The sequence below is a fragment of the Janthinobacterium sp. GL_088 genome (assembly GCF_057837845.1).
Genome location: NZ_CM174453.1, coordinates 1 through 20,700, shown reverse-complemented (window position 1 = coordinate 20,700; position 20,700 = coordinate 1). Strand labels below are relative to the sequence as shown.

Sequence of the window (20,700 nt, the reverse complement as noted above, 5' to 3'; positions counted from 1 at the left end):
GTTGCGGAAGTGAAGGAAAACGTCGACAGGCCAGGGCTACGGGTTTATACGTAAGGGCGGCCAGCCTGTAATTGTTCCTCAAAATTCCGCACTGCAATACAAAAACTTGTATCAAGTCCGCGAAAAGTTTAAAAATTGGTAGCAAATTAAATAAGTTGTCGTGTGGAAACAACGAGCGCGGCGCTGGATGCGGTCTTAGTTTTCCGGAAACACGTGCTTGGCCAGGAAGTCGATGAAGGCGCGCAGTTTCGGCGTCAGGTGACGGCTGCTGGGCCACAGGATGCGAAAGGCGCCGTCGTGCAGGCGGTGCGTGTCCAGCACCGGCTGCAAGCGGCCTGCGGCGAGCGCCGCGCGCACGGCAAAGTCGGGCAGGGCGGCGATGCCCAGGCCGCTTTCGGCAAAGTGCAGCAGGGTCTCGACATTGTTGCAGTTGAGCAGGGCCGGCAAGCCGGCCGCGTGCAGGGCAGGCCACTCGGGCAAGGGCCAGGCTTCGACCTTGCCGCTGCTGGGAAACTTGTACAGCAGGCAAGTGTGCTGCGCCAGCTCGGCGGGAAGCCGCGGCGTGCCATGTTGCGCCAGGTAGGCGGGCGCGGCCACCAGTTGCAGCTGGAACTGGCCCAGCTGGCGGCTCATCAAACGGCTGTCGGCGCTCTCTCCCGCGCGCACGACGGCGTCGTAGCCTTCCTCGATCACGTCGACCCGGCGGTCGCTGAAATCGAGGTCGAGTTCCACCAGCGGATAGGCGCGCGCGAACGCGGCCAACACGGGATTGAGCAGGCTGCCCACCTGCGGCAGGCTGACGCGCAGCCGCCCTTGCGGTGCGCTCTTGCTATTGGATAACTCCAGCTCGGCCGCTTCGATCTCGCCCAGGATGCGCCGGCAGCGTTCCAGGAACACCGTACCCTCGCTGGTGAGCGCGATGCTGCGCGTGCTGCGCTGAAACAGGCGCACGCCGAGGCGCTCTTCCAGCCGCGCGATGCTCTTGCCCACGGCCGAGGCGGAAATACCGAGCACCCGGCCCGCCGCCACAAAACTGCGCGTTTCGGCCGCCTGCACGAAGGCCGTGAATCCTGCCAGGTTATCCATGTGGTTCCTCTTTGATTGCGGATGTCAACGTCCGCACAGACAGAAACTATAGCCTGTTTTTCTTTGATCGCGCCTGGCTTACCTTGGCAGCCTGATCATTTGAAAGGCTGAGCCATGATGTACAACTTCTCTCCTGCGGCTTTGTCCGCCCGCATCGATCCCTTGCTGGACGTCGTGTTGCAGCGGCAGCGCCTGGTGGGCGCCGTGGTGCTGGTGCGCCAGCGTAGCCAGGAAATTTACCGCCGCGCGGCCGGCTACCTGGACCGCGAGGCGGGCACGCCCATGGTTGAGGACGCCGTCTTCCGCCTGGCATCCGTGAGCAAACCCATCGTCTCGACGGCCGCGCTGGCGCTGGTGGGGCAGGGTCGGCTGGGGCTGGACGATCGGGTAGTGCGCTGGCTGCCGTATTTCGCGCCGCGCCAGCCGGACGGCGCCGTGGCGGCGCTCACCGTGCGGCATCTGCTCACGCACACGGCAGGACTCGACTATGGCTTTTTCCAGCCGCCGGGCGGCGCGTATGCGCAGGCCGGGGTGTCGGATGGCATGGACGCGTCGCCCGTGAATCTTGAAGACAACCTGCGGCGCCTGGCCACCGTGCCGCTCGCGTATGCACCGGGCGGGCGCTGGGCGTACTCGATCGCCACCGACGTGCTGGGCGCCGTGATCGAAGCGGTGACTGGTTGGCCGCTGGCGCACGCCGTGGCACAGCTGGTGACGGCGCCGCTGGCCATGCGCGACACGGGTTTTGTGGCGACCGCCCCGGCGCGCCTGGCCGTCGCGTATGCGGACCGCGCAGCGGGAGAGTCCAAGCCGCGCCGCTTGCTGGACGAGGGCGAAGACCATCTGCCGTTTCTTGATGGCATGGCAGGTTTTGCCTTATCTGCGGCGCGTGCCCGCGACGCGCACGCCTACCCGTCCGGCGGTGCCGGCATGGTCGGCTCGGCTCCCGACTTCATGCGTTTGCTGGAAACCTTGCGCCTGGGCGGCGCGTCGCTGCTGCCGCCGGCGCTGGCGCGCCAGATGGGAGAAAACCAGACCGGTGGCTTCGATTTGCCGTTCTGGCCCGGTCGTGGTTTCGGCCTCGGTTTTACCGTCTTGACGGATCCGCTTGCGGCCGCCACGCCGGAATCCACGGGCAGCTGGCGCATGGGCGGCACGTATGGCCACTCGTGGTTTGTTGATCCTGCGCAGGAACTGTCCGTGGTGGCGTTCACGAATACGGCACTGGAAGGCATGGCGGGGCCGTTCGTGACGGAACTGTGCCAGGCAGTGTATGGCGCCAAGGAAATGCCATGACCCGCCCGCACCCGATCGTCTTCCTTGCGCTGGGCCTGTTCGGCGTGTATTGCATCGAGTTTGGCGTGGTCGGCATCTTGCCGATGATCATGCGTCGCTACGACGTGACGGCCGCGCAGGCAGGCTCATTGGTGAGCCTGTTCGCCCTGGTGATTGCCGTTGGCGGGCCCTTCCTCGTGCTGCTGGCCACGCGCTGGCGCCGCAAACCCGTGCTGATCGCGTCCCTGCTGGTGTTCGCGCTGGCCAGCGTGGTGTCGGCGTATGCGCCCCGCTTCGAGGTGCTGCTGGCGCTGCGCATGGTGCCGGCCCTGTTCCACCCTGTGTATTTCTCGCTGGCCATGGTGGCCGCTGCCGCCCTGTACCCGCCGCAGCAATCGGCGCGGGCCGGCGCGCACGCGTTTACGGGCACCAGCATGGGCATGGTGCTGGGCAGCCCGCTCACCACGTGGATCGCCGCGCAGTATGGCTATGAGGCATCGTTCCTTGCCTGCGCGCTCGTCAATGCCCTGGCGGCGCTGGGCTTATACCTGTTCTTGCCGGACACGCCGCGCGAGGCGCCGCTGGCGTATGGCCGCCAGCTGGCCGTGCTGCGCAAACCGGCCCTGTGGTTCAATATTGCCGCCGCCGTGCTCGTATTTGCCGCCATGTTTGCCGTGTATGCGTATGCGGCCGCCTACCTGCAGCAGGAAGCGGGCTTGTCGGCGCGCCAGACGGGGCTGGCGCTGGTGGTATTTGGCGTGGGTGGCGTGGCGGGCAATCTGTTCGCGGGGCGTCAGCTCGGCACGCACGTGCTGCGCACGGTGTTGCTGCAACCCCTGCTGCTGGGACTGGCGTACTGGCTGCTGTACCGCTATGCGGGTAGCGAAACCGGCTGGGCGGCGCTGGCCGTCTTGCTGCTGTTCTGGGGCGCCGCGCACACGAGCGGGCTGATCGTCACGCAAGTGTGGCTCAGCAGCGAAGCGCGCGAGGCACCCGCGTTTGCCATCGGCGTGTATATCGCCGCTATCAACCTGGGCGTGACGGTGGGTGCATTGGCGGGAGGCATGGCCATCGTGTCTTGCGGCATGCCGGGGGCGCTGGCTTGCGGCGCGCTGCTGGGCGGTCTGGCGCTGGCCTTGATCTTGCTCAAGGCGTGGCTGTACCGCCCGTCGTCAATCCTCGATATGGTTGGGGATGCGAAACAGTAGATCCGTGTCGCCGATGTCCACGCCCGCTTGCGACAGCAGGGTGCTGGCCTGGCCCCGGTGATGCGTCTGGTGGTTGAAGAAATGCATGAGCAGGCTGAAAAACTCGCGCCGGTTCGGCCCCTTGCTGTTGCGGTAATCGAGCAAATGGTCGAGGTCCGCTTCCGTGATCGAGGCGGCCCAGGCTACGATGAGCTGGTCCAGCCATTGCCGGTGCGCGTGCATGGCGGCAAAATCCTCGGCCGCGAACAGCGGGTGCGTGAGTGAGGCAGGCGGCGTGATGGCGCGGATGGGATCGAGCAGGGGGAAGCCGGCCGGGTGCTTGGCATAGCGCTGCAGCCACAAGGTGTCGCCCACCATCACGTGGTTCAAGGTGGCCAGCAGGGAGCCAAAAAAGGCGCCCCGCTCGCGCTGCAGCTCGCCGGGCGGCAGGCTGGCTGCCGCCGCGTAGACCTTGGCATTCATCCACTGGTTGTAATCGGCCATCAGGCAAAGGTGGGCGCAACGGCTCATGATGATTCCTCCGGTGGATGAATGATGATGTTAAACGGATTTCAGGAACGCGCGTATGCCGGCGAGCAACATTTCTATGGCCATCGCCGTCAGGATCAAGCCCATCAGGCGCTCGAAGGCCGTCATGACCCTTGGACCCAAGGCCCGCTGCAAGCGTTCGGCGCACAGGAACACGGCCAGCCAGACGACGGCCACGGCCGTCAGCCCCGCCACGTGGGCGATGACTTCGTTCATTTCATGCGAGGAAAACAGCAGCACGGTGGCCAGGGCGGACGGGCCGGCCAGCGCGGGGATGGCCAGCGGCACGATGAACGGTTCGCCGCCCATTTCGTGGTCGCTATTGCCGGCGTTTGGCTGCGGAAACACCATGCGCATGGCGATCAGGAACAGGATCACGCCGCCGCCGATGCGCAGGGCCACTTCCGACAATTGCAAGGCGTTCAGGAAATGGCGGCCGAAGAACATAAACAGCAGCAAGATGCCGAAGGCGATCAGGCACTCGCGCACCACGACTTTCCAGCGCCGCTCGATGGGCACCCGTTTCAGGGCATTGACGAACAGGGAAACGTTGCCGAACGGATCGGTGACGAGCAAGAGCAGGATAAAAGTCTGGAAGAAATTCTGTGTCATGGTGGTGTGATTGAGGTCAACACCGCTGCCAGGATGGGCGCGGTGCGATAAGGCTTGCGATGATAACAAGAGCGGCGGCTATCGCCCATGATTATTGATGCATAGCAGCATTTTTTTTACGCTGCGATGACTTTTGCCTGGTAAAACGCGCTGGGCGTGGTGCCAAAATGCTTCTTGAACATGGCGGTGAACGCGCTCTGGCTGGTGTAGCCATTGTCCATGGCCACGTCGATGACCTTGCTGCCATGCGCCAATTGTTCCAGTGCCCGCAGCAAGCGCGCCTGCTGGCGCCACTGGCCAAAGCGCATGCCCGTCTGTTTCTGGAACAAGCGGTGCAGGCTGCGCTCGGTGATCGCCAGCTCCTGTGCCCAGTGCGCCACCGTCTGCTGTTCGCCCGGTTGCGCCATCAGCCGCGCGCAGATGCCGCGCAGGCGCGCGTCAGAAGGCAAGGGCAGATACAGGGGCAGCACGGGCAGGCTGTCGAGCTCGTGCAACAGCAATTGCAGCAGATGCCAGTCGCGGCTGCCTTCCGTAAAGTCGGGCGCGATGTCGACGGCCGCCACGATCAGTTGCCGCAGCAGGGGGCTGATGTCGAGCACGCAACTGTGGCGCGGCAGCAAGGGCGAGCTGGCGCAATCGATGAAGACGGTGCGCATTTTCACGGCGCCGCTCATGCGCACCTGGTGCGCGATGCCGGGCTGCAACCACACGCCGCGCGTGGGCGGCACCACCCAGCGCCCACCCTGCGCCTCGATGGTCATCACGCCTTCGATGGCGTACAGCAATTGCGCATGCGTGTGGCGGTGCACGGAAATCACGTGGCCATGCGCATAGTCGACGGCCAGCGCCATGGCGCGCGCCGTGACGGGCAGCAATTCCTGAAAGGCGGGAGACGTGCAATCCATTAAATAAGGTCAGTTTTGCGATAGGTATGGACATCTTAGCGCGAGAAGGCGCGGCATGCCTGCGGCATGATGGTTCCCCGCAACTATTCCCGGAGTGACACATGCCTGTGCGCGCTTATCTGTATCCGTTTTTGGCCATGCTGCTGTGGGCCGGCAACGTCGTCGTCTCGAAGCTGGCCGCGTCCAGCATCGCCCCCACGGCCATCACTTTTTACCGCCTGGTGCTGGTCTTGCTGGTGATGACGCCATTCATCGCCCGCCCCCTGTGGCGCAACCGCGCCGCCATCCGCCGCCAGTGGTGGCAGCTGGCGCTGTGCGGCGTGATGTCGATGGCGCTGTTCCAGAGCCTGTCCTACCGCGCCGCGGAAAGCACCACTGCGACGAATATGGCCATCGTCACGGCGCTGGCGCCCCTGATGACTGCCCTGCTCAGCGTGCTGCTGCTGGGCGAGCGATTGACGGTCGGCATGACGGCCGGCGGCGTGCTGTCGTTTGGCGGCTTGCTGTATCTGGTAGGGCGCGGCGACGTGCTGGCCTTGCTGCATCAAGGCGTGCATGCGGGTGACGCGCTGATGCTGCTCGCTTGCCTGGTGTTTGCCCTGTACGGCGTGCTGCTGCGCCGCTGGCGTCTGTCCATTCCCGCCTGGCAAGCTATTTATTGCCAGGCCCTGGCGGCGCTGGCGTGCATGCTGCCGCTGTTCCTGCTGCTGCCGCCCGGCAGCGCCCGGCTGGACGCCACCACCTTGCCGCTGATCGGTTATGCGGGCATCGGTTCGTCCATCGTCCTGTCCTACCTGTGGATCGAAGGGGTAAAGCTACTGGGGCCGAATCGCTGCAGCATCTACGTCAACCTGCTGCCCCTGCTGACGGCCTTGCTGGCCATCGTCTGGCTGCACGAAAGCATGCATGTGTACCACCTGGTCGGCGGCGGCATTTCGCTGCTGGGCGTGTTGCTGGCGCAGACGGTGCAGCGGCCCCTGTGGCGCCAGCGTCCTGGCGTGTCCGGTCTTGCCTGAACGGCCATGCATAATGGCGCTTTTCAGGCAGTGGAGTTGGCATGCGGCAAATATTTTGGATGAGCACGATGGCAGCGCTGCTGGCGCTGGGTACCTTGGCGCCGGCGCAGGCGGCAGTGCGGTTCTACGAGGGTAAACCGATGGCTACCGCCAGCGTTGTCGAGCGCCGCGACGGCGGCGTGGTGCTGGCCTTCCTGCGGGAAAATGGCGAAGTCAACGGCTACTACTGCCAGTGCAACGGGGTCAGTGAAAAACGCATGAACCTGGACAAGTATGGCAAGGCCAGCATCGCGGCTGTGTTCCAGCTTGACCTCGACAGCGAAGGCGAAACCACCTTGGTGCTCAGCCGCAACGATGGTCAATACAACTTGCATGCCTACCGTTACGAGCGCAGCGGCGGCAGGATGTTCAAGGTGACCACCTTGCAGCCGGTCCTGGACGCCATCGTGCGCGGAGCGAAAACCATGGACGAGGCACAGGTGCGCGCCGCGCTGGGCCGTTTGCAGCTGATCGACTACAGCATCGCCTACGCGCCCACGGGCGTGGCCGAGTTCGACGCCATCGAGCATGGCCATGGCACCCTGGTCGGCTATTTCAATATCGATGGCGAGTTATTGCCCGGCAAGCCGGCGGACGCGCCGGCATTTGCCTATAAAAAAACCTTCGAGGAAAAGGACGGCCATTTCCTCACGGTGACCTATCTGCTGGGCAAGGGATGGGAAGGGGGCCGCGCGCCCAGTTATCACGTCAAGTGGATCACCTGGGAAACGCAGCCGCAGCGCTTTGCCGCCAGCCAGGATGGGCTGCTCATCGAATACGACGTGAATTGCTGCACGGGCAGCGTGTTTGCCCGCGGCCTGTATGCGCAGGGCAAGCGCACGGGGCAGTGGCACTATGAAGAGCCGCTCACCATCCGCTCGTTTGGCGCCTTCGTCGATGACAAGGCCGAAGGGCCATGGACGTATGAAAGCGGCGATGAAACGACGACGGGCATGATGCAGCGTGGCCAGCGCACGGGCCGTTGGGAAGTGAGTCCGGGCGTGGAGGAGTGGCGCGCAGCGGACATGCACAGCTTCACCGGTTACGACACGTTTGTGAAAGACCGCTTGAACGGTCCCAGCGAACGCCGCGTCAATGGCGTGGTGCAATGGCAAGGTAACTATGTCAATGGCAAGAAGCAGGGCCAGTGGGTCGAGCCTGGCGGTGGCGGCAACTACGTCAATGATGTGAAACAGGGGCCGTGGAAGAAGGCGACGCCGGACGGCGGCTGGCAAGTGTTGACGATGATCGACGGCAAGCCCGACGGCAAGCTGGAACAATACGCGGCCAGCGGCCAGCTGGAACTGGCCGAACATTATCGCCTGGGCGACCTCGATGGCCCGATGGAGAGCTTTTATCCGGATGGCAAGCGGCGTTACCAGGGCAGCTTTGCCGGCGGCAAGCGCGATGGCGCGGAAACCCTGTTTTATCCCGATGGCGAAGTGCCGCAATTTCACCGCAACTGGCACAAGGGCGTGCTGCATGGTGTCAACATCGAGAATTTCCAGAATGGAAAACCGAAGCAGATCGGCGCCTACAACATGGGCAGGAAAACGGGCCGTTTCCAGTATTTCCGCGACGATGGCCAGCTCATCGAAGAAACCATGTATTAACTAATTGGCTAACATAAATGGCATTCCGGCGCGAGCGCGCACGATTGCGGAATGCCAGTTCTGCGCAAAAAACATCATCCGCTTGTTACAAAGCGTGAAAATCCATGCTGGATGTTGCTACTAGTAATCTTTCCCTGTATCTTGCAGTCAGGAAATAAAAGTACAGAAAACCTCAACCCTGTTGATCTGTCTTTCACTCCTGACGATATGCGCGGGCCGCCTTCCCCCCTGCCGCCGCACACGCCGTATCGACCTGTCCTGAACAATTCACGTGACCCGCCCGTCTGGCGCTTGCTGCTATCCCGTTTGGTGAGCGCAGGCATGGTTGCGCCCCTACCAAGGAAACTGCATGCTGTCGAATATAACAATAAAAATGCGCCTGATCGCCACCATGAGTGTGCTGGGCCTGCTGATCGCCGTGCTGGGCGTCATGAGTATCATCAGCCTGAAATCGGCCAACAACAGCCTCAACGAGGTCTACAGCAATCAGCTGGCATCGACGCAAGCGATCGGCGAATCGCAGATTCTGCTGGGCCGCGCCCGGTTCACGATGGACCGCGTGATGGTGCATCCCGATGCGGCCGACGCCAAGGATATCCTGGCCCGTGCGGAACAATTCATGGAAGCGTCCAACAAGTCCTGGAAGGTGTACCTGGCCTTGCCGCAAAGCACGGACGAAAAGCGCCTGTCCGACGACATGGACAAGAAGCGCAGCGATTACATGAGCAACGGCTTGCTGGTCATGAGCAAGGCTTTGCGTGAAGGCAACGTTGCACAAGCGGACGGTTTGATGATGTCGGGACTGACGCCGCTGTACCGCACCCTGGACCAGGCCGCCGAAACATTGACGCAATACCAGGCCACTTCGGCCGCCGCGATGTATGCGGCCAGCCAGTCCAGCTATCGCAGCCAGGTGGCCATGGCTATCGGCGGCATGATCGTCGGCGCCTTGCTGACCATTATTTCCAGCTTTTTGCTGCTGCGCGCCATCTTTAACCCGCTGGACCAGGCCCTACGCCATTTCGGTGCCATTTCCGACGGTAACCTTGCCAATGACATCGTCATCACGCGCAACGACGAGATGGGCGCCTTGCTGACGGGCTTGCAGAAAATGCAGGAACGCCTGTCGACCACCGTGCGCGGCGTGCGCGACGGCAGCGGCGCCATCGCCACGGCCAGCAATGAAATCGCCTCGGGCAACCTGGATCTGTCGAGCCGCACGGAGCAGCAGGCGTCGAGCCTGGAAGAAACGGCGTCCTCGCTGGAAGAACTGACCTCGACCGTCAAGCAGAATTCCGACAATGCGCGCCAGGCGAACCAGCTTGCCGTGTCGGCCTCGGACGTGGCCGTGAAAGGTGGCGCACTGGTGGCGCAAGTGGTCGACACCATGGGTACCATCAGCGAATCGTCGAAAAAGATCGCCGATATCATCGGCGTGATCGACGGCATCGCCTTCCAGACGAACATCTTGGCCCTGAACGCGGCCGTGGAAGCGGCCCGTGCCGGCGAGCAGGGCCGCGGCTTTGCCGTCGTCGCCACGGAAGTGCGCAACCTGGCGCACCGCTCGGCCAGCGCCGCCAAGGACATCAAGATGCTGATCGAAGCGTCGGTGCAGAACGTGGGCGCCGGCAGCGCGCTGGTCAGCCAGACGGGTACGACGATGGACGAGATCGTCTCCAGCATCCGCCGCGTGACGGACATCATGGGCGAAATCAGCGCCGCCGGCCGCGAGCAGGAACTGGGCATCGGCCAGATCAATCAAGCCGTGGCGGAAATGGATACCGTGACGCAACAGAATGCGGCGCTGGTGGAAGAAGCGGCAGCCGCCTCGGAAGCCATGCAGGAGCAGGCGGCTGCGCTGGCCGAGATGGTCAGCATCTTCAAACTCGACGCCAACCACAGCGGTCCGGCCGCCGCCAAGCCCGCCTTGCGCAAGCCTGTCGTGGCTGCCGCCAGCACGGCCTTGAAACGTCCGGCCCTGCGCCTGGCGCCGGCCCGCGCCGCTGCAGCACCTGCCGCTGCCGCAAAACCGCGTCCAGCCAAACCTGCCGCGGACAATAGCGGCGAGTGGGAAGAGTTCTAAGTTAGTGCACTGGCAGGGTGGCCTTGCTGCCCTGTTCCTGCAATCGCGCCGCCTCGGCCAGGGCCTGGGCGCGCGCTTCTTCCGCCGCCTGTTCCGCTTTCTCATGCGCATCATGGCGCGCCTGCAATGCCGCCCGCGCGCGCACGAAGACGATCTTGATGGCCGCCATCACGGGCACGGACAGGAAGATGCCGACCACGCCCCCCAACTGGTCGCCGGCCAGCAAGCCGACAATCACCATCAACGGGCTCACTTCCACACCCTCGCTCATCAGGTACGGATTGACCACGTAATCCTGGAACAAACGGTAGGCGGCGATAAAGCCGATCAGCCAGAACACGTGCTCGAAACCGCTGAAACCGGCCACGACCACGGCGATGACGGCGGCGGCCAGCGGGCCGGCAAACGGGATGAATTCCAGCAAGGCGGCCGCGCCGGCCAGCAGCAGGCTGTACGGCACGCCCATCAGGGAAAAGGCGATGCTGTAGGAGACAAAGGTGGCGATCGACAACAGCAGCAGGGCGCGCACATAGCGCGACAGCAGGATGTCGAGGTCATCGATGATGGCGCCCCAGAGTTTCTTGTTCGGGCGGTTCAGCAGGGACAGCAAGCCGTCGCGCATGTCCGGCCCTTCCTTGATCAGCAAAAAACTCAGCACGGGCACCAGCACCAGATAGATCAGGTTGCTGGCCGCATGCATGACGGTCAAGCCCAGTTCCTTCGCCAGCGGCATGGCTTGTCCCGTACTGCTGCTCAGCTGCGTCTGCATGAACGACAGCAGGCGCGCGCGCAACGGTTCCATGAATTCCGGCAATGGGATGCGCTCGGCAAAGTTGTTGCCTTTGAGCAGGGTCGGCAACTGATCACTGAGCTTGATCGCTTCCTCCTCGATGCGCGCGCCGAAGATGGAGCCCAGCACCGCCACCAGCAGGATCACCACCAGGAAGACGATGCCGATATTGGCCGTGCGCGGCAAGCGCTTCGGCCCATACCGCTCCAGCAGGCCGATCAGCGGGTACACGAGATAGCTGAAGAAAATGGCAAATACCACCACGATCAGGGTCGACGAGACCTTGTAGGTGAGAAAGAGCAGGAAGGCGATGAGGAAAGCCGTCCACACCATCTTGGCAACGCGCAAGTTAAAACCGAACATATGAATTCCTTAGGGCAGGAGGCGACGCAAGCGTGACTGGCTTGAAGGGCAGGGTGGGCAAGGCAGGGATCGGGCCGCGCCGCACGGCCGGAAATCATACCGCAAAATGCCAAAATGCCATGCTCTTGTGCGGAATGGCAATGCTTTCCCTGCTCTTGCGCTTATTTTTCCCGCCAGCTTGCCACGGTGATGAAGACGCCATCGTCCTTGTTGGGCTCGCGCAAGGTCACCGTATAGCGGCCGCTCGTATCGCTGCCGGTGAACACGACCTTGTCGTCATGGCCCTTTACTTGTGCGCCCTTGGCCAGCTTCGCGTAGGTGTTGAGCACCCAGTGGAAGTCTGCATAGCTGCGCACGGTGATGTCCGCATCGGGCATGGGCTCGTCGCCGGCCTCGGCCGCTTCCGTGGGCGTGCGCATGGGCAAACCGGCCAGGCCGGCCGGTGTGACGATCTTGCCGCTGCTGGAGCTGCTGTTCAACTCCGCATTCGGCAGCAGCAGGTGCAGCAGGCTGGCAGGAAAGCCGGGCGGCACGTCGCGCGGCTCCCAGCCGGGCTGGCCGGGGCGGGTGGTGATGTATTCCACCACAGCAATACTTTGCCGCTGTTCCGGCGCAGCCTGCGCCAGCATGGTCGGCAGTTGCCGTGCCCAGACCAGCAGCGGCGCGGCCGTCTCGTCCTCCGCGCCCGGCGGCAGGAACAGGGTCAGTACAGCGTGCGTGGACGGCAGGCAAGCGGGGCCGGCGTCGCCGATGGCGGCCTGGCAATGGCCGTTGACGAGGCCCAGGGCCAGCAGCTTGCGTTGCGGATCGAACAGCATGGCGGCGCGCCATGCACCGTGCGTGCTGGCATCGATGGAGGCCAGCACCGAGCGTCCGTCGGGCAGCATGGTGCGCGTGATGTCATCGAGTGAATGCATGCTGTCGAGCACCTGGCGCGCGATCAGGGAGTTGCCCTGTGTATAGCTACCGCGCGCATAGCCGAGCAGTTTCAAGACGTCGGCGCGGATCTGCGGATGCGCACTCAGGCGCAGCGGCGGCGACGGCACGGGCACGGTGGCGGCCACGAAGGCGGCATCTTCGGCAGAAATGACTTGTGCCATGCTGGAAAGCGGCAAGCACAGGGCGGCGCACAGCGTCAGCATGCGCAGAGTGATTTTTCCTGGGGTGTTCAATGGCAATCCTTGTCGAGTCGCCATGCCGGACGGCTTGCCGGCATGCGCGGGCCGCGATCTTAGCATTTCAGGAATGAAACGCTTTCTGCTAAGCTTGGCTATTGAATCACTGTCCTCCGTTATCATGGCCAAGATCACCATTTCCTGCAGTATTCCCGTCGACGATGAGGTAGTAACCGAGTTCCTGTACAAGTACGTGGGCTACTCGCGTGTCGGCCAGGCCAGGAAATTGCGCATGGGAGAGAAGGGCTGTTTCTATACCTGCTCCTTGTATATGGACGACCACGCCAAGGTGAGTCGTTTGATTCGCCGCATGCTGGCGTTCTTTGAAAGCAAGGACATTCCCTTGACCATCCTCAAGATCGGTGCCCTGGACAGCTGGGACGAGGTGGACCCCGAGCAGCGCGCCCCGTGGAAAATTGCGCCGCAAGCCTTGCTGGCGCTGCTCGACGCGACGCCGGACGGCGGTGTTCAGGCGGCATTGAGCACGTAGCGGTTCTTGCCGCTTTTCTTGGCCTGGTACAAGGATTCATCGGCGCGTCGGTAGCTGTGCGACAGGTCCGCTTCCTTGATCAGTTCCGCCATGCCGATGCTGACGGACACCTTGCGTTCCGGCACAAAGGCCGCCTCGACAGCATCGACCAGCTGCGCGGCAAAGGCGCAGGCCGCGTTTTTTTCGCCCAGGTAAATCACGGCAAACTCCTCGCCACCCAGCCGGCCGCACAGGTGCTCGCCCGACAGTCCACTGATGACCTCGGCGATCTTTTTCAGCACCTCGTCACCCACGTCATGGCCATGCACGTCGTTGATTTGCTTGAAGTCGTCGATGTCGATCATCAGGAAATACGCGGGCGTGCGCGCCGTGCGCTGCAAGGCGCGGGCGCTTTGCGTGAACATGCGTCGGTTGTTGAGCCCGGTCAAGCCATCCTTGTAAGCCATCGTCGCCAGTTCGCGCTGGGAGCGGTAGTTATGGATGCGCAAGACGAGAAAATAGATATTCAGCGCCAGGCCGATGATCACGCTGATGGTGACGGCCAGCACGGGCCAATGCTGGTCGGCCTGGCCCGCATGCACGGGAAACTGCCCCAGCCCCAGGATGGCCCACACGCACAGCGATACGCCCAGGTAATACGCGATGCCGCTGAAGATGGGCGCCGTCGTCAGGGTGATCATCACGCCCAGCGGCAATACCCAGAAAGCGGGATCTTCCGTGCCCAGCATCAGCACGCGAAAACTGAAAGCGATGAACAGCACGCTGATGGTGCCGCTGACGATGATGGCCTGCAAGGACTTCGCATACACGGTCAGCAGCAGCCCGACCAGCATGCCCGTCACGCCCAGCGCCGCTTGCGCATGATCGAGCGAGGCGCGCGGCAAGGTCAGGCTGAACGTGACCAACCAGCAAGCCAGGCCAAACGTCAGGATGGCTATCGAAATGAAATGCAGTTCCTTGAAAAAGCGCTGCTGCTGCTCCCGTTCTCCTGAAAAGAACAGGTAATAGAAGGCAGGAGACAGGCTGCGCGAAGTGAACATTGCATTTGTCCAGGCAGACAACACGCCTTGCGGCAGGGGCGCCTCCCGGCAACGGCAGGCGGCTTGGTGCATGCGCAAAATTAGTTGCGCTCAGGAACTAGTGTACTGGTTTCTTGGGGGGAATGGTGACTGGGGCGAGGAAAACGGCGGCCAGTGTCCTGCTGCCGCCACAGTGAGCGTCACAGCTCGCGTGCCAGCACCTGGCCGAGCAGGTCCTTGCCAAAGCTGTGATGCGCTTCTTCCTCGACCAGCTGGAAGCCAGCCTTGTCGTAGATGCGGCGCGCATCGGTGAGGATGCTGTTGGTCCACAACACCATGTTCGTATAGCCGACCTGGCGGCTGAAGCGCAGGCATTCATCGACCAGACGGCTGCCGATGCCCAGGCCGCGCGCGCACGGATCGACATACAGCAGGCGCAGCTTGGCCGTCGTATCGTCCTGGCGAACGATGAAGACGGAACCGATCACCTTGCCGTCCTTTTCGGCGATCCAGCAGCGCTCACGGGCCGGGTCGAATTCGCGCACGAACTTGGCGAGAATCTCGGCAACGAGTGCCTCATATTCGTTGTTCCAGCCATATTCCTGCGCATACAGCACGGCTTGCCGGTGGATGATCCAGCCCATGTCGCCCGGCTGTGGATTGCGCAGGATATAACTGGGTGACGTTTCTCCCAGCAAACCCTGGATTTGCCCCATCGCAGCGACCAGCTCCTGCTGCGCCGTTGGCGGCAAGCGCTCCAGCATGGCGGCAACTTCGCGCCGCGAAGCGTCGACCAGGGGCGCGAGGGTGCGCTGTCCTTGCTCGGTCAGCTGCAATTGCGCCGCGCGTGCATCCGTGGGCGAGCGCGTCTTCGCGATCAGCCCCTGCTTTTCGAACCCGGCAATGACACGGCTCAGGTAGCCCGCGTTCAAGCCCAGCTCGCGGCACAGGTCCGCATTGGTCAGTTGCGCCTGATGCGCCAGTTCATACAGGATGCGCACTTCCGTCAGCGAAAACGCGCTATCCAGCAAGTGTTCATGCAGCACGCCAATCTGGCGCGTGTAGAAACGGTTGAAACGACGCACGATCTCCGTGCGTTCGCCGAGTTGGTCTGTCTGCATGTGACACCTCTTATTTGCTTGCTTAAGGCAGATTATTGCTTGCTTTTGGCAAGTATGTCAATATGGCGACAGGATGCAGGCGTACATAAAAAAAGCGGCCCTGAAGAGGGCCGCCTTGGCGGTCACGCAAACCAGAAAAGCTGGCTTACACGTCGATATTGCCCGCGCGCAATGCGTTGTTTTCAATGAAGGCGCGGCGTGGTTCCACGTCGTCGCCCATCAGTGTCGTGAAGATTTGATCTGCCGCAATCGCATCTTCGATCTGTACCTTCAGCAAGCGGCGTACGGTCGGGTCCATCGTCGTTTCCCACAGTTGATCCGGGTTCATCTCGCCCAGACCTTTGTAGCGCTGTTTCGAGACGGTGCGCTCGGCTTCGTCGCGCAGCCATTGCATGGCCTGGTGGAAGTCGACCACGGCGATTTCCTTGATGCGCTCGCCTTCGCCGCGGCGCACGAAGGCGCCTTCGCCGATCAGGCCTTCGAAGGTGGCGGCGCCGCTGCTCAGCACGGCGTAGTCCGGGCCCTGCACGAAATCGGCGTCAATGGCGCTGACTTTCACGTTGCCGTGGTGCATGCGCTCGATACGCAGCATGTGTTTTTCCGACAAGTCGTCGGAACGCACGTGCACGCGCACGGCGCTGTCGTTGATGGCCGTCTGCAGGGCCAGGGCGGAGGTTTCCGCCAGGTCCAGGGTCGACAGGTCCAGCTGCACGCCCGTCATGATGGCCGTCAGGGCGGCGCGGTCGATGACGCGCGTCAGACGGGTCATGATGGTGTTCGACAGGTTGAATTTGCGCACCAGTTCCGTCAGCGTTTCGCCGGAAATGCCTTCCGCGCCTGTGCGCGGTACCAGCACGGCCGTGTTCAGCGCCACCGTCATCATGTAGCTCGCTTCTTCGGCGTCATCTTTCAGATAGCGCTCGTCGCGGCCCGACTTCACCTTGTACAGCGGCGGTTGCGCGATGTAGATGTGGCCGCGCTCGACCAGTTGCGGCATCTGGCGGTAGAACAGGGTCAGCAGCAGGGTACGGATGTGGGCGCCGTCGACGTCAGCATCGGTCATGATGATGATGCGGTGGTAGCGCAGTTTTTCGACGTTGAATTCATCCGGTCCGATCGAGGTGCCGAGCGTGGCGATCAGGGTGGTGATCTGCTCCGACGACAGCATTTTTTCGAAACGGGCTTTTTCCACGTTCAAGACTTTACCGCGCAGCGGCAAAATCGCCTGGAACTTGCGGTCGCGCCCCTGTTTTGCCGAGCCACCTGCGGAGTCACCCTCGACGATGTACAGTTCGCACAGGGCGGGATCTTTTTCCTGGCAGTCGGCCAGCTTGGCCGACAGGCCCAGGCCGTCCATGATGCCTTTGCGGCGCGTCAAGTCGCGGGCCTTGCGTGCCGCTTCGCGGGCGCGTGCCGCTTCGACGATCTTGCCGCAAATGATCTTGGCGTCGTTTGGTTTTTCCTGCAGGTAGTCGGCCAGGGTCTTGGCGACGATCTCTTCGACGGGGCCGCGCACTTCGCTCGACACCAGCTTGTCTTTCGTCTGCGACGAGAATTTCGGTTCCGGCACTTTTACCGACAAGACGCAGGTCAGGCCTTCGCGCATGTCGTCGCCGCTGATTTCCACTTTCGCCTTCTTGGCGAACTCGTGTTCATCGATGTATTTGTTGATGACGCGCGTCATTGCTGCGCGCAAGCCCGTCAGGTGGGTACCGCCGTCGCGTTGCGGGATGTTATTCGTGAAGCACAGTACCTGTTCATTGTAGGCATCGTTCCACTGCATCGACACGTCGACCGAGATGTTCGTGCCCTGGTCCGACATGCGCTCGCCCGTGGCCTGGAAAATGGTCGGGTGCAAGACCGACTTGGCCTTGTTGATGTATTCGACGAAGCCGCGCGTGCCGCCTTCGAAGGCGAAGATTTCTTCCTTGCCCGTGCGCTGGTCCGACAACTTGATGTTGACGCCATTGTTCAGGAAGGACAGTTCGCGGATGCGCTTGGCCAGGATTTCGTAGTGGAATTCCACGTGCGTGAAAATCTCTTCATCGGCCCAGAAATGCACGTCGGTGCCGCGCTTGTCGGTGTCGCCGATGACCTTGATCGGGGAAGTGGCGATGTCGCCCACCATGACGATCTGGCGGTCTTGCGGCACGCCGCGCACGAATTCCATGTGATGCACTTTGCCATCGCGGCGGATGGTCAGTTTCAGCAATTTCGACAGACCATTGACGCAGGACACGCCCACGCCGTGCAAACCGCCCGATACTTTGTACGAGTTCTGGTCGAACTTGCCGCCCGCGTGCAGTTCGGTCATGACGATTTCTGCCGCCGAACGTTTCGGATCGTGCTTGTCGTCCATTTTCAGGCCGGTCGGCACGCCGCGGCCATTGTCGGTGATCGAGATCGAATTGTCGCTGTGGATGGTGACGTGGATTTCCGTGCAGTGGCCGGCCAGCGATTCATCGATCGAGTTGTCCAGCACTTCGAATACCAGATGGTGCAAGCCGGTGCCGTCCGAGGTGTCGCCAATGTACATGCCCGGGCGTTTGCGTACGGCTTCCAGGCCTTCCAGGATCTGGATGGAGGAGGCGCCGTATTCTTCCGTTTTGGCCTGGATCGGGGTGTCTTGTGGATTCTCGGACATGGACTGCTTTCTCAAATAACGATTGCTGATTGCGGGGCCTGACCCTGTTGGATCAGACCCCAGTTTTGCATTGGGTTACGCTTAAATCCGCATCGGCATGACGACGTACTTGAAGTCGGCATTGTCGGGGATGGAGATCAGGGCGGACGAGTTCGAGTCGCCCAGCGCGATGTTGACGTATTCGCATTTCAGGTTGTTCAGCACGTCCAGCAGATACGTCACGTTGAAGCCGATGTCAACGGAGTCGCCGCCGTAATCGATTTCCAGCTCTTCGACGGCTTCTTCCTGGTCCGCATTGGTCGAGCTGATCTTCATGCTGCCCGGGGTGATGATGCAGCGCACGCCCTTGAACTTGTCGCTGGTCATGATGGCGGCACGTTGCAGCGAGCGCAGCAGTTCATCGCGGCCGATGGTGAAGTCGTTTTTGTAGCCTTTTGGAATCACGCGCGTGTAGTCGGGGAACTTGCCTTCCACCAGCTTCGAGATCAGCTCGATGTCGGCAAAGGTCAGTTTCACCTGGTTGGCGGCGATGTCCAGTTGCACCGGCTCATCGTTTTCTTCCAGCAGGCGCTGCAGTTCGATGATGGTCTTGCGCGGAATAATGACTTCCTGGCGTGCAAACGTCTGCTCGGTGGCCACCTGGCAAAACGCCAGGCGGTGACCGTCGGTGGCCACGGCGATGACATTATTGCCATCCAGAACCAGCAGCAAGCCGTTCAGGTAATAGCGGATGTCTTGCTGCGCCATCGAGAAATGCACCATGTTGAACAGGTGCTTCAACGTTTTCTGGGGCAGGGTGACGGACGCGTTGTAGCTTTCCGCTTGTTGCACGGTTGGAAACTCTTCCGCCGCCAGCGTTTGCAGGGCGAAGCGCGACTTGCCCGTTTGCACGGTCAGGCGCTTGTTCAGCAGGGTCATCGTGACGTCGCCCGATTCGGGCAGGGCGCGCAGGATGTCCAGCAGCTTGCGCGCGGCCACGGTGGTGCCGGTGACGTCCGCGCCGGAACCGATTTCCGCGTGCGTGGTGATCTGCACTTCGGTGTCGGTCGACAGGAAGGAGACATTTTCACCGTCTTTGCGGATGAGGATATTGGCCAGAATCGGCATAGTGTGCCGACGCTCGACAATACCGCTCACGATCTGCAGTGGCCGGAGAAGGGTATCTCGGGTGGTTTTGACCAATTGCATATTTATCCTCAATGTATAGGTTGAACAGTACGACGTTTAACGTATTAATTTAACAATTGTTGCCATGGGAAGCCCCGACAGACCGGCTGCGGCGCCCTCCCAGATAATAAGGGTAAAGCACGTTTTGAGCCAGTCTTGCCAAAGCCGTGCTTAGCCCTTCAACGTTTGCTCCAGCACATGCAACTCGTGGTTGCATTCCGGGTTCTTGGTGCGGTCCAGCGCGATCTTGCGCACGGCATGCAGCACCGTGGTGTGGTCGCGGCCGCCGAACAGCTCGCCGATCTCCGGCAGGCTCTTCTGTGTCAATTCCTTGGCCAGGTACATGGCGATCTGGCGCGGCCGGGCGATATTCGCGGGGCGGCGCTTCGAATACATGTCGGCAACCTTGATATTGAAGAAGTCGGCCACGGTTTTCTGGATGTTTTCCACGGAAATCTGGCGGTTCTGTACCGACAGCAAATCCTTCAGGGCTTCCTTGACGATATCGATCGTGATGTCTTTGCCATGGAAACGCGAGTACGCGAGGATCTTGCGCAGCGCGCCTTCCAGCTCGCGCACGTTCGAGCGCAAGTGCTTGGCGACAAAGAAAGCCACGTCGTCGGAGAAGGTCACGCCTTCCTGCTTGGCTTTTTTCAGCAGAATCGCCACGCGCATTTCCAGTTCCGGCGGTTCGATGGCCACCGTCAGGCCTGAATCGAAGCGCGAGATCAAACGGTCGTCCATGCCCGTGATTTCCTTCGGATACGTATCCGAAGTGATGATGATCTGCTTCTTCGCGGCAATCAATGCCTCGAACGCATAGAAAAACTCTTCCTGCGTGCGGCTCTTGCCGCCAAAGAACTGGATATCATCGATCAGCAGCATGTCGAGCGAGTGATAGTAATGCTTGAAGTCGTCGAAACCCTTGCGCTGGTAAGCGGTCACTACATCGCGAACGTACTGTTCCGCGTGGATGTAGCGAATTTTTGCGCCCGGATTGTCGGCCATCACCTGGTTGCCGATGGCGTGGATCAAGTGGGTCTTACCGAGGCCGACGCCGCCGTAGAAGAACAGCGGGTTGTACGACACGCCCGGATTGTTCGCCACCTGGATGGCGGCGGCGCGCGCCAGCTGGTTGGCTTTACCCGTCACGAAGCTGTCGAAGGTCAGGTCGGTGTTGATGCGGCTCTGCTCGCGGCGCGGCGCGGCACCAATGCTCAGTTCCGGCACGCTGGGCTGCGGCTCCGCGGCGCGTGCGCTGGGCGCGCCGCCATTCGGATCGCTGGCCGGGGTGCTGGCGGTGACGGGTTTCTTCGGCAGGGCCAGGCGCGGGTCGAGCACGAACTGCACTTCCGTCGGCGCTTCGAAGTACTGAATGGCCAGCGCAGTGATGCGGCTGGCGAACTGAGTCTTGACCCAATCGAGCTTGAAGCGATTGGGCGCAGCAATGCGCAGCTTGCCCTCTTCGTAATCGAGAGGGATAAGCGGTTTGATCCACGCACTGAATTGTTGCGGTGTCAGCTCCAGTTCCAACTGCGCGGAACAGGCCTGCCAGAAATTATCCAT

At 62.0% G+C, this 20,700-nt stretch carries 17 protein-coding genes; 6 read left to right on the top strand and 11 right to left on the bottom strand.

Annotated features, from left to right (window positions below):
- Nucleotides 1-195: 195 nt before the first annotated feature.
- A complete protein-coding gene (locus AC3IQ7_RS00085) occupies nt 196-1,086 on the bottom strand; it encodes a LysR family transcriptional regulator (RefSeq protein WP_489208032.1) in 891 nt (296 codons plus the stop codon).
- A 114-nt stretch (nt 1,087-1,200) separates the two neighbouring features.
- Between AC3IQ7_RS00085 and AC3IQ7_RS00080 the strand changes: the two genes are divergently transcribed.
- Both AC3IQ7_RS00080 and AC3IQ7_RS00075 read left to right on the top strand, forming a co-directional pair.
- Complete coding sequence (locus AC3IQ7_RS00080; protein ID WP_489208031.1) at nt 1,201-2,382, top strand: serine hydrolase domain-containing protein; 1,182 nt, start codon at nt 1,201-1,203, stop codon at nt 2,380-2,382.
- Nucleotides 2,379-3,569, top strand: a complete 1,191-nt coding sequence (locus tag AC3IQ7_RS00075) for an MFS transporter (RefSeq protein ID WP_489208030.1) — start codon at nt 2,379-2,381, stop codon at nt 3,567-3,569. Before AC3IQ7_RS00080 ends, AC3IQ7_RS00075 begins: the two co-directional genes overlap by 4 nt.
- Here AC3IQ7_RS00075 and AC3IQ7_RS00070 read toward each other — a convergent pair.
- The 3 genes from AC3IQ7_RS00070 to AC3IQ7_RS00060 form a co-directional block, all read right to left on the bottom strand.
- Nucleotides 3,534-4,079, bottom strand: coding sequence for a DinB family protein (locus tag AC3IQ7_RS00070; RefSeq protein WP_219312148.1), 546 nt, complete (start codon nt 4,077-4,079; stop codon nt 3,534-3,536). The two genes, AC3IQ7_RS00075 and AC3IQ7_RS00070, sit on opposite strands and share 36 nt — an antisense overlap.
- Nucleotides 4,080-4,109: 30 nt before the next feature.
- On the bottom strand, nt 4,110-4,709 hold the full coding sequence (locus AC3IQ7_RS00065) for a MarC family protein (RefSeq protein ID WP_034781292.1): 600 nt from the start codon (nt 4,707-4,709) through the stop codon (nt 4,110-4,112).
- A gap of 116 nt (nt 4,710-4,825) precedes the next feature.
- Complete coding sequence (locus AC3IQ7_RS00060) at nt 4,826-5,614, bottom strand: AraC family transcriptional regulator (RefSeq protein ID WP_099379279.1); 789 nt, start codon at nt 5,612-5,614, stop codon at nt 4,826-4,828.
- A 101-nt stretch (nt 5,615-5,715) separates the two neighbouring features.
- On the opposite strand from AC3IQ7_RS00060, the gene AC3IQ7_RS00055 reads away from it, so the two are divergent.
- The 3 genes from AC3IQ7_RS00055 to AC3IQ7_RS00045 all read left to right on the top strand — a co-directional run bounded on the left by AC3IQ7_RS00055 (nt 5,716) and on the right by AC3IQ7_RS00045 (nt 10,365).
- Nucleotides 5,716-6,630 (top strand): DMT family transporter, encoded by a 915-nt coding sequence (locus tag AC3IQ7_RS00055; protein WP_099379280.1) that lies wholly within the window; start codon nt 5,716-5,718, stop codon nt 6,628-6,630.
- A 41-nt stretch (nt 6,631-6,671) separates the two neighbouring features.
- Nucleotides 6,672-8,282, top strand: a complete 1,611-nt coding sequence (locus AC3IQ7_RS00050) for a toxin-antitoxin system YwqK family antitoxin (RefSeq protein ID WP_489208029.1) — start codon at nt 6,672-6,674, stop codon at nt 8,280-8,282.
- Nucleotides 8,283-8,631: 349 nt separating this feature from the next.
- On the top strand, nt 8,632-10,365 hold the full coding sequence (locus tag AC3IQ7_RS00045; RefSeq protein ID WP_489208028.1) for a methyl-accepting chemotaxis protein: 1,734 nt from the start codon (nt 8,632-8,634) through the stop codon (nt 10,363-10,365).
- Between the two features lies 1 nt (nt 10,366).
- Here AC3IQ7_RS00045 and AC3IQ7_RS00040 read toward each other — a convergent pair whose 3' ends face one another.
- Both AC3IQ7_RS00040 and AC3IQ7_RS00035 read right to left on the bottom strand, forming a co-directional pair.
- Nucleotides 10,367-11,518 (bottom strand): AI-2E family transporter, encoded by a 1,152-nt coding sequence (locus tag AC3IQ7_RS00040; RefSeq protein ID WP_489208027.1) that lies wholly within the window; start codon nt 11,516-11,518, stop codon nt 10,367-10,369.
- A gap of 161 nt (nt 11,519-11,679) precedes the next feature.
- A complete protein-coding gene (locus AC3IQ7_RS00035) occupies nt 11,680-12,714 on the bottom strand; it encodes a hypothetical protein (RefSeq protein WP_489208026.1) in 1,035 nt (344 codons plus the stop codon).
- 100 nt (nt 12,715-12,814) lie between these two features.
- On the opposite strand from AC3IQ7_RS00035, the gene AC3IQ7_RS00030 reads away from it, so the two are divergent.
- Entirely contained in the window at nt 12,815-13,183 is a 369-nt protein-coding gene (locus tag AC3IQ7_RS00030; RefSeq protein WP_489208024.1) for a hypothetical protein, read from the top strand.
- On the opposite strand, the gene AC3IQ7_RS00025 is transcribed toward AC3IQ7_RS00030, so the two are convergent.
- From AC3IQ7_RS00025 to dnaA, 5 genes are all read right to left on the bottom strand, one after another.
- Complete coding sequence (locus AC3IQ7_RS00025; RefSeq protein WP_489208023.1) at nt 13,162-14,223, bottom strand: GGDEF domain-containing protein; 1,062 nt, start codon at nt 14,221-14,223, stop codon at nt 13,162-13,164. The two genes, AC3IQ7_RS00030 and AC3IQ7_RS00025, sit on opposite strands and share 22 nt — an antisense overlap.
- Nucleotides 14,224-14,402: 179 nt before the next feature.
- Entirely contained in the window at nt 14,403-15,323 is a 921-nt protein-coding gene (locus tag AC3IQ7_RS00020) for a bifunctional helix-turn-helix transcriptional regulator/GNAT family N-acetyltransferase (RefSeq protein ID WP_489208022.1), read from the bottom strand.
- A gap of 145 nt (nt 15,324-15,468) precedes the next feature.
- Complete coding sequence (gene gyrB, locus AC3IQ7_RS00015; RefSeq protein WP_322428992.1) at nt 15,469-17,967, bottom strand: DNA topoisomerase (ATP-hydrolyzing) subunit B; 2,499 nt, start codon at nt 17,965-17,967, stop codon at nt 15,469-15,471.
- Nucleotides 17,968-18,048: 81 nt separating this feature from the next.
- Nucleotides 18,049-19,155: a DNA polymerase III subunit beta gene (gene dnaN, locus AC3IQ7_RS00010; protein WP_034754341.1), complete on the bottom strand. Its 1,107-nt coding sequence runs from the start codon at nt 19,153-19,155 to the stop codon at nt 18,049-18,051.
- A gap of 150 nt (nt 19,156-19,305) precedes the next feature.
- Nucleotides 19,306-20,700 carry a chromosomal replication initiator protein DnaA gene (dnaA, locus tag AC3IQ7_RS00005; protein WP_034781304.1) on the bottom strand — a complete coding sequence of 465 codons (1,395 nt, stop codon included), beginning with the start codon at nt 20,698-20,700 and terminating at the stop codon, nt 19,306-19,308.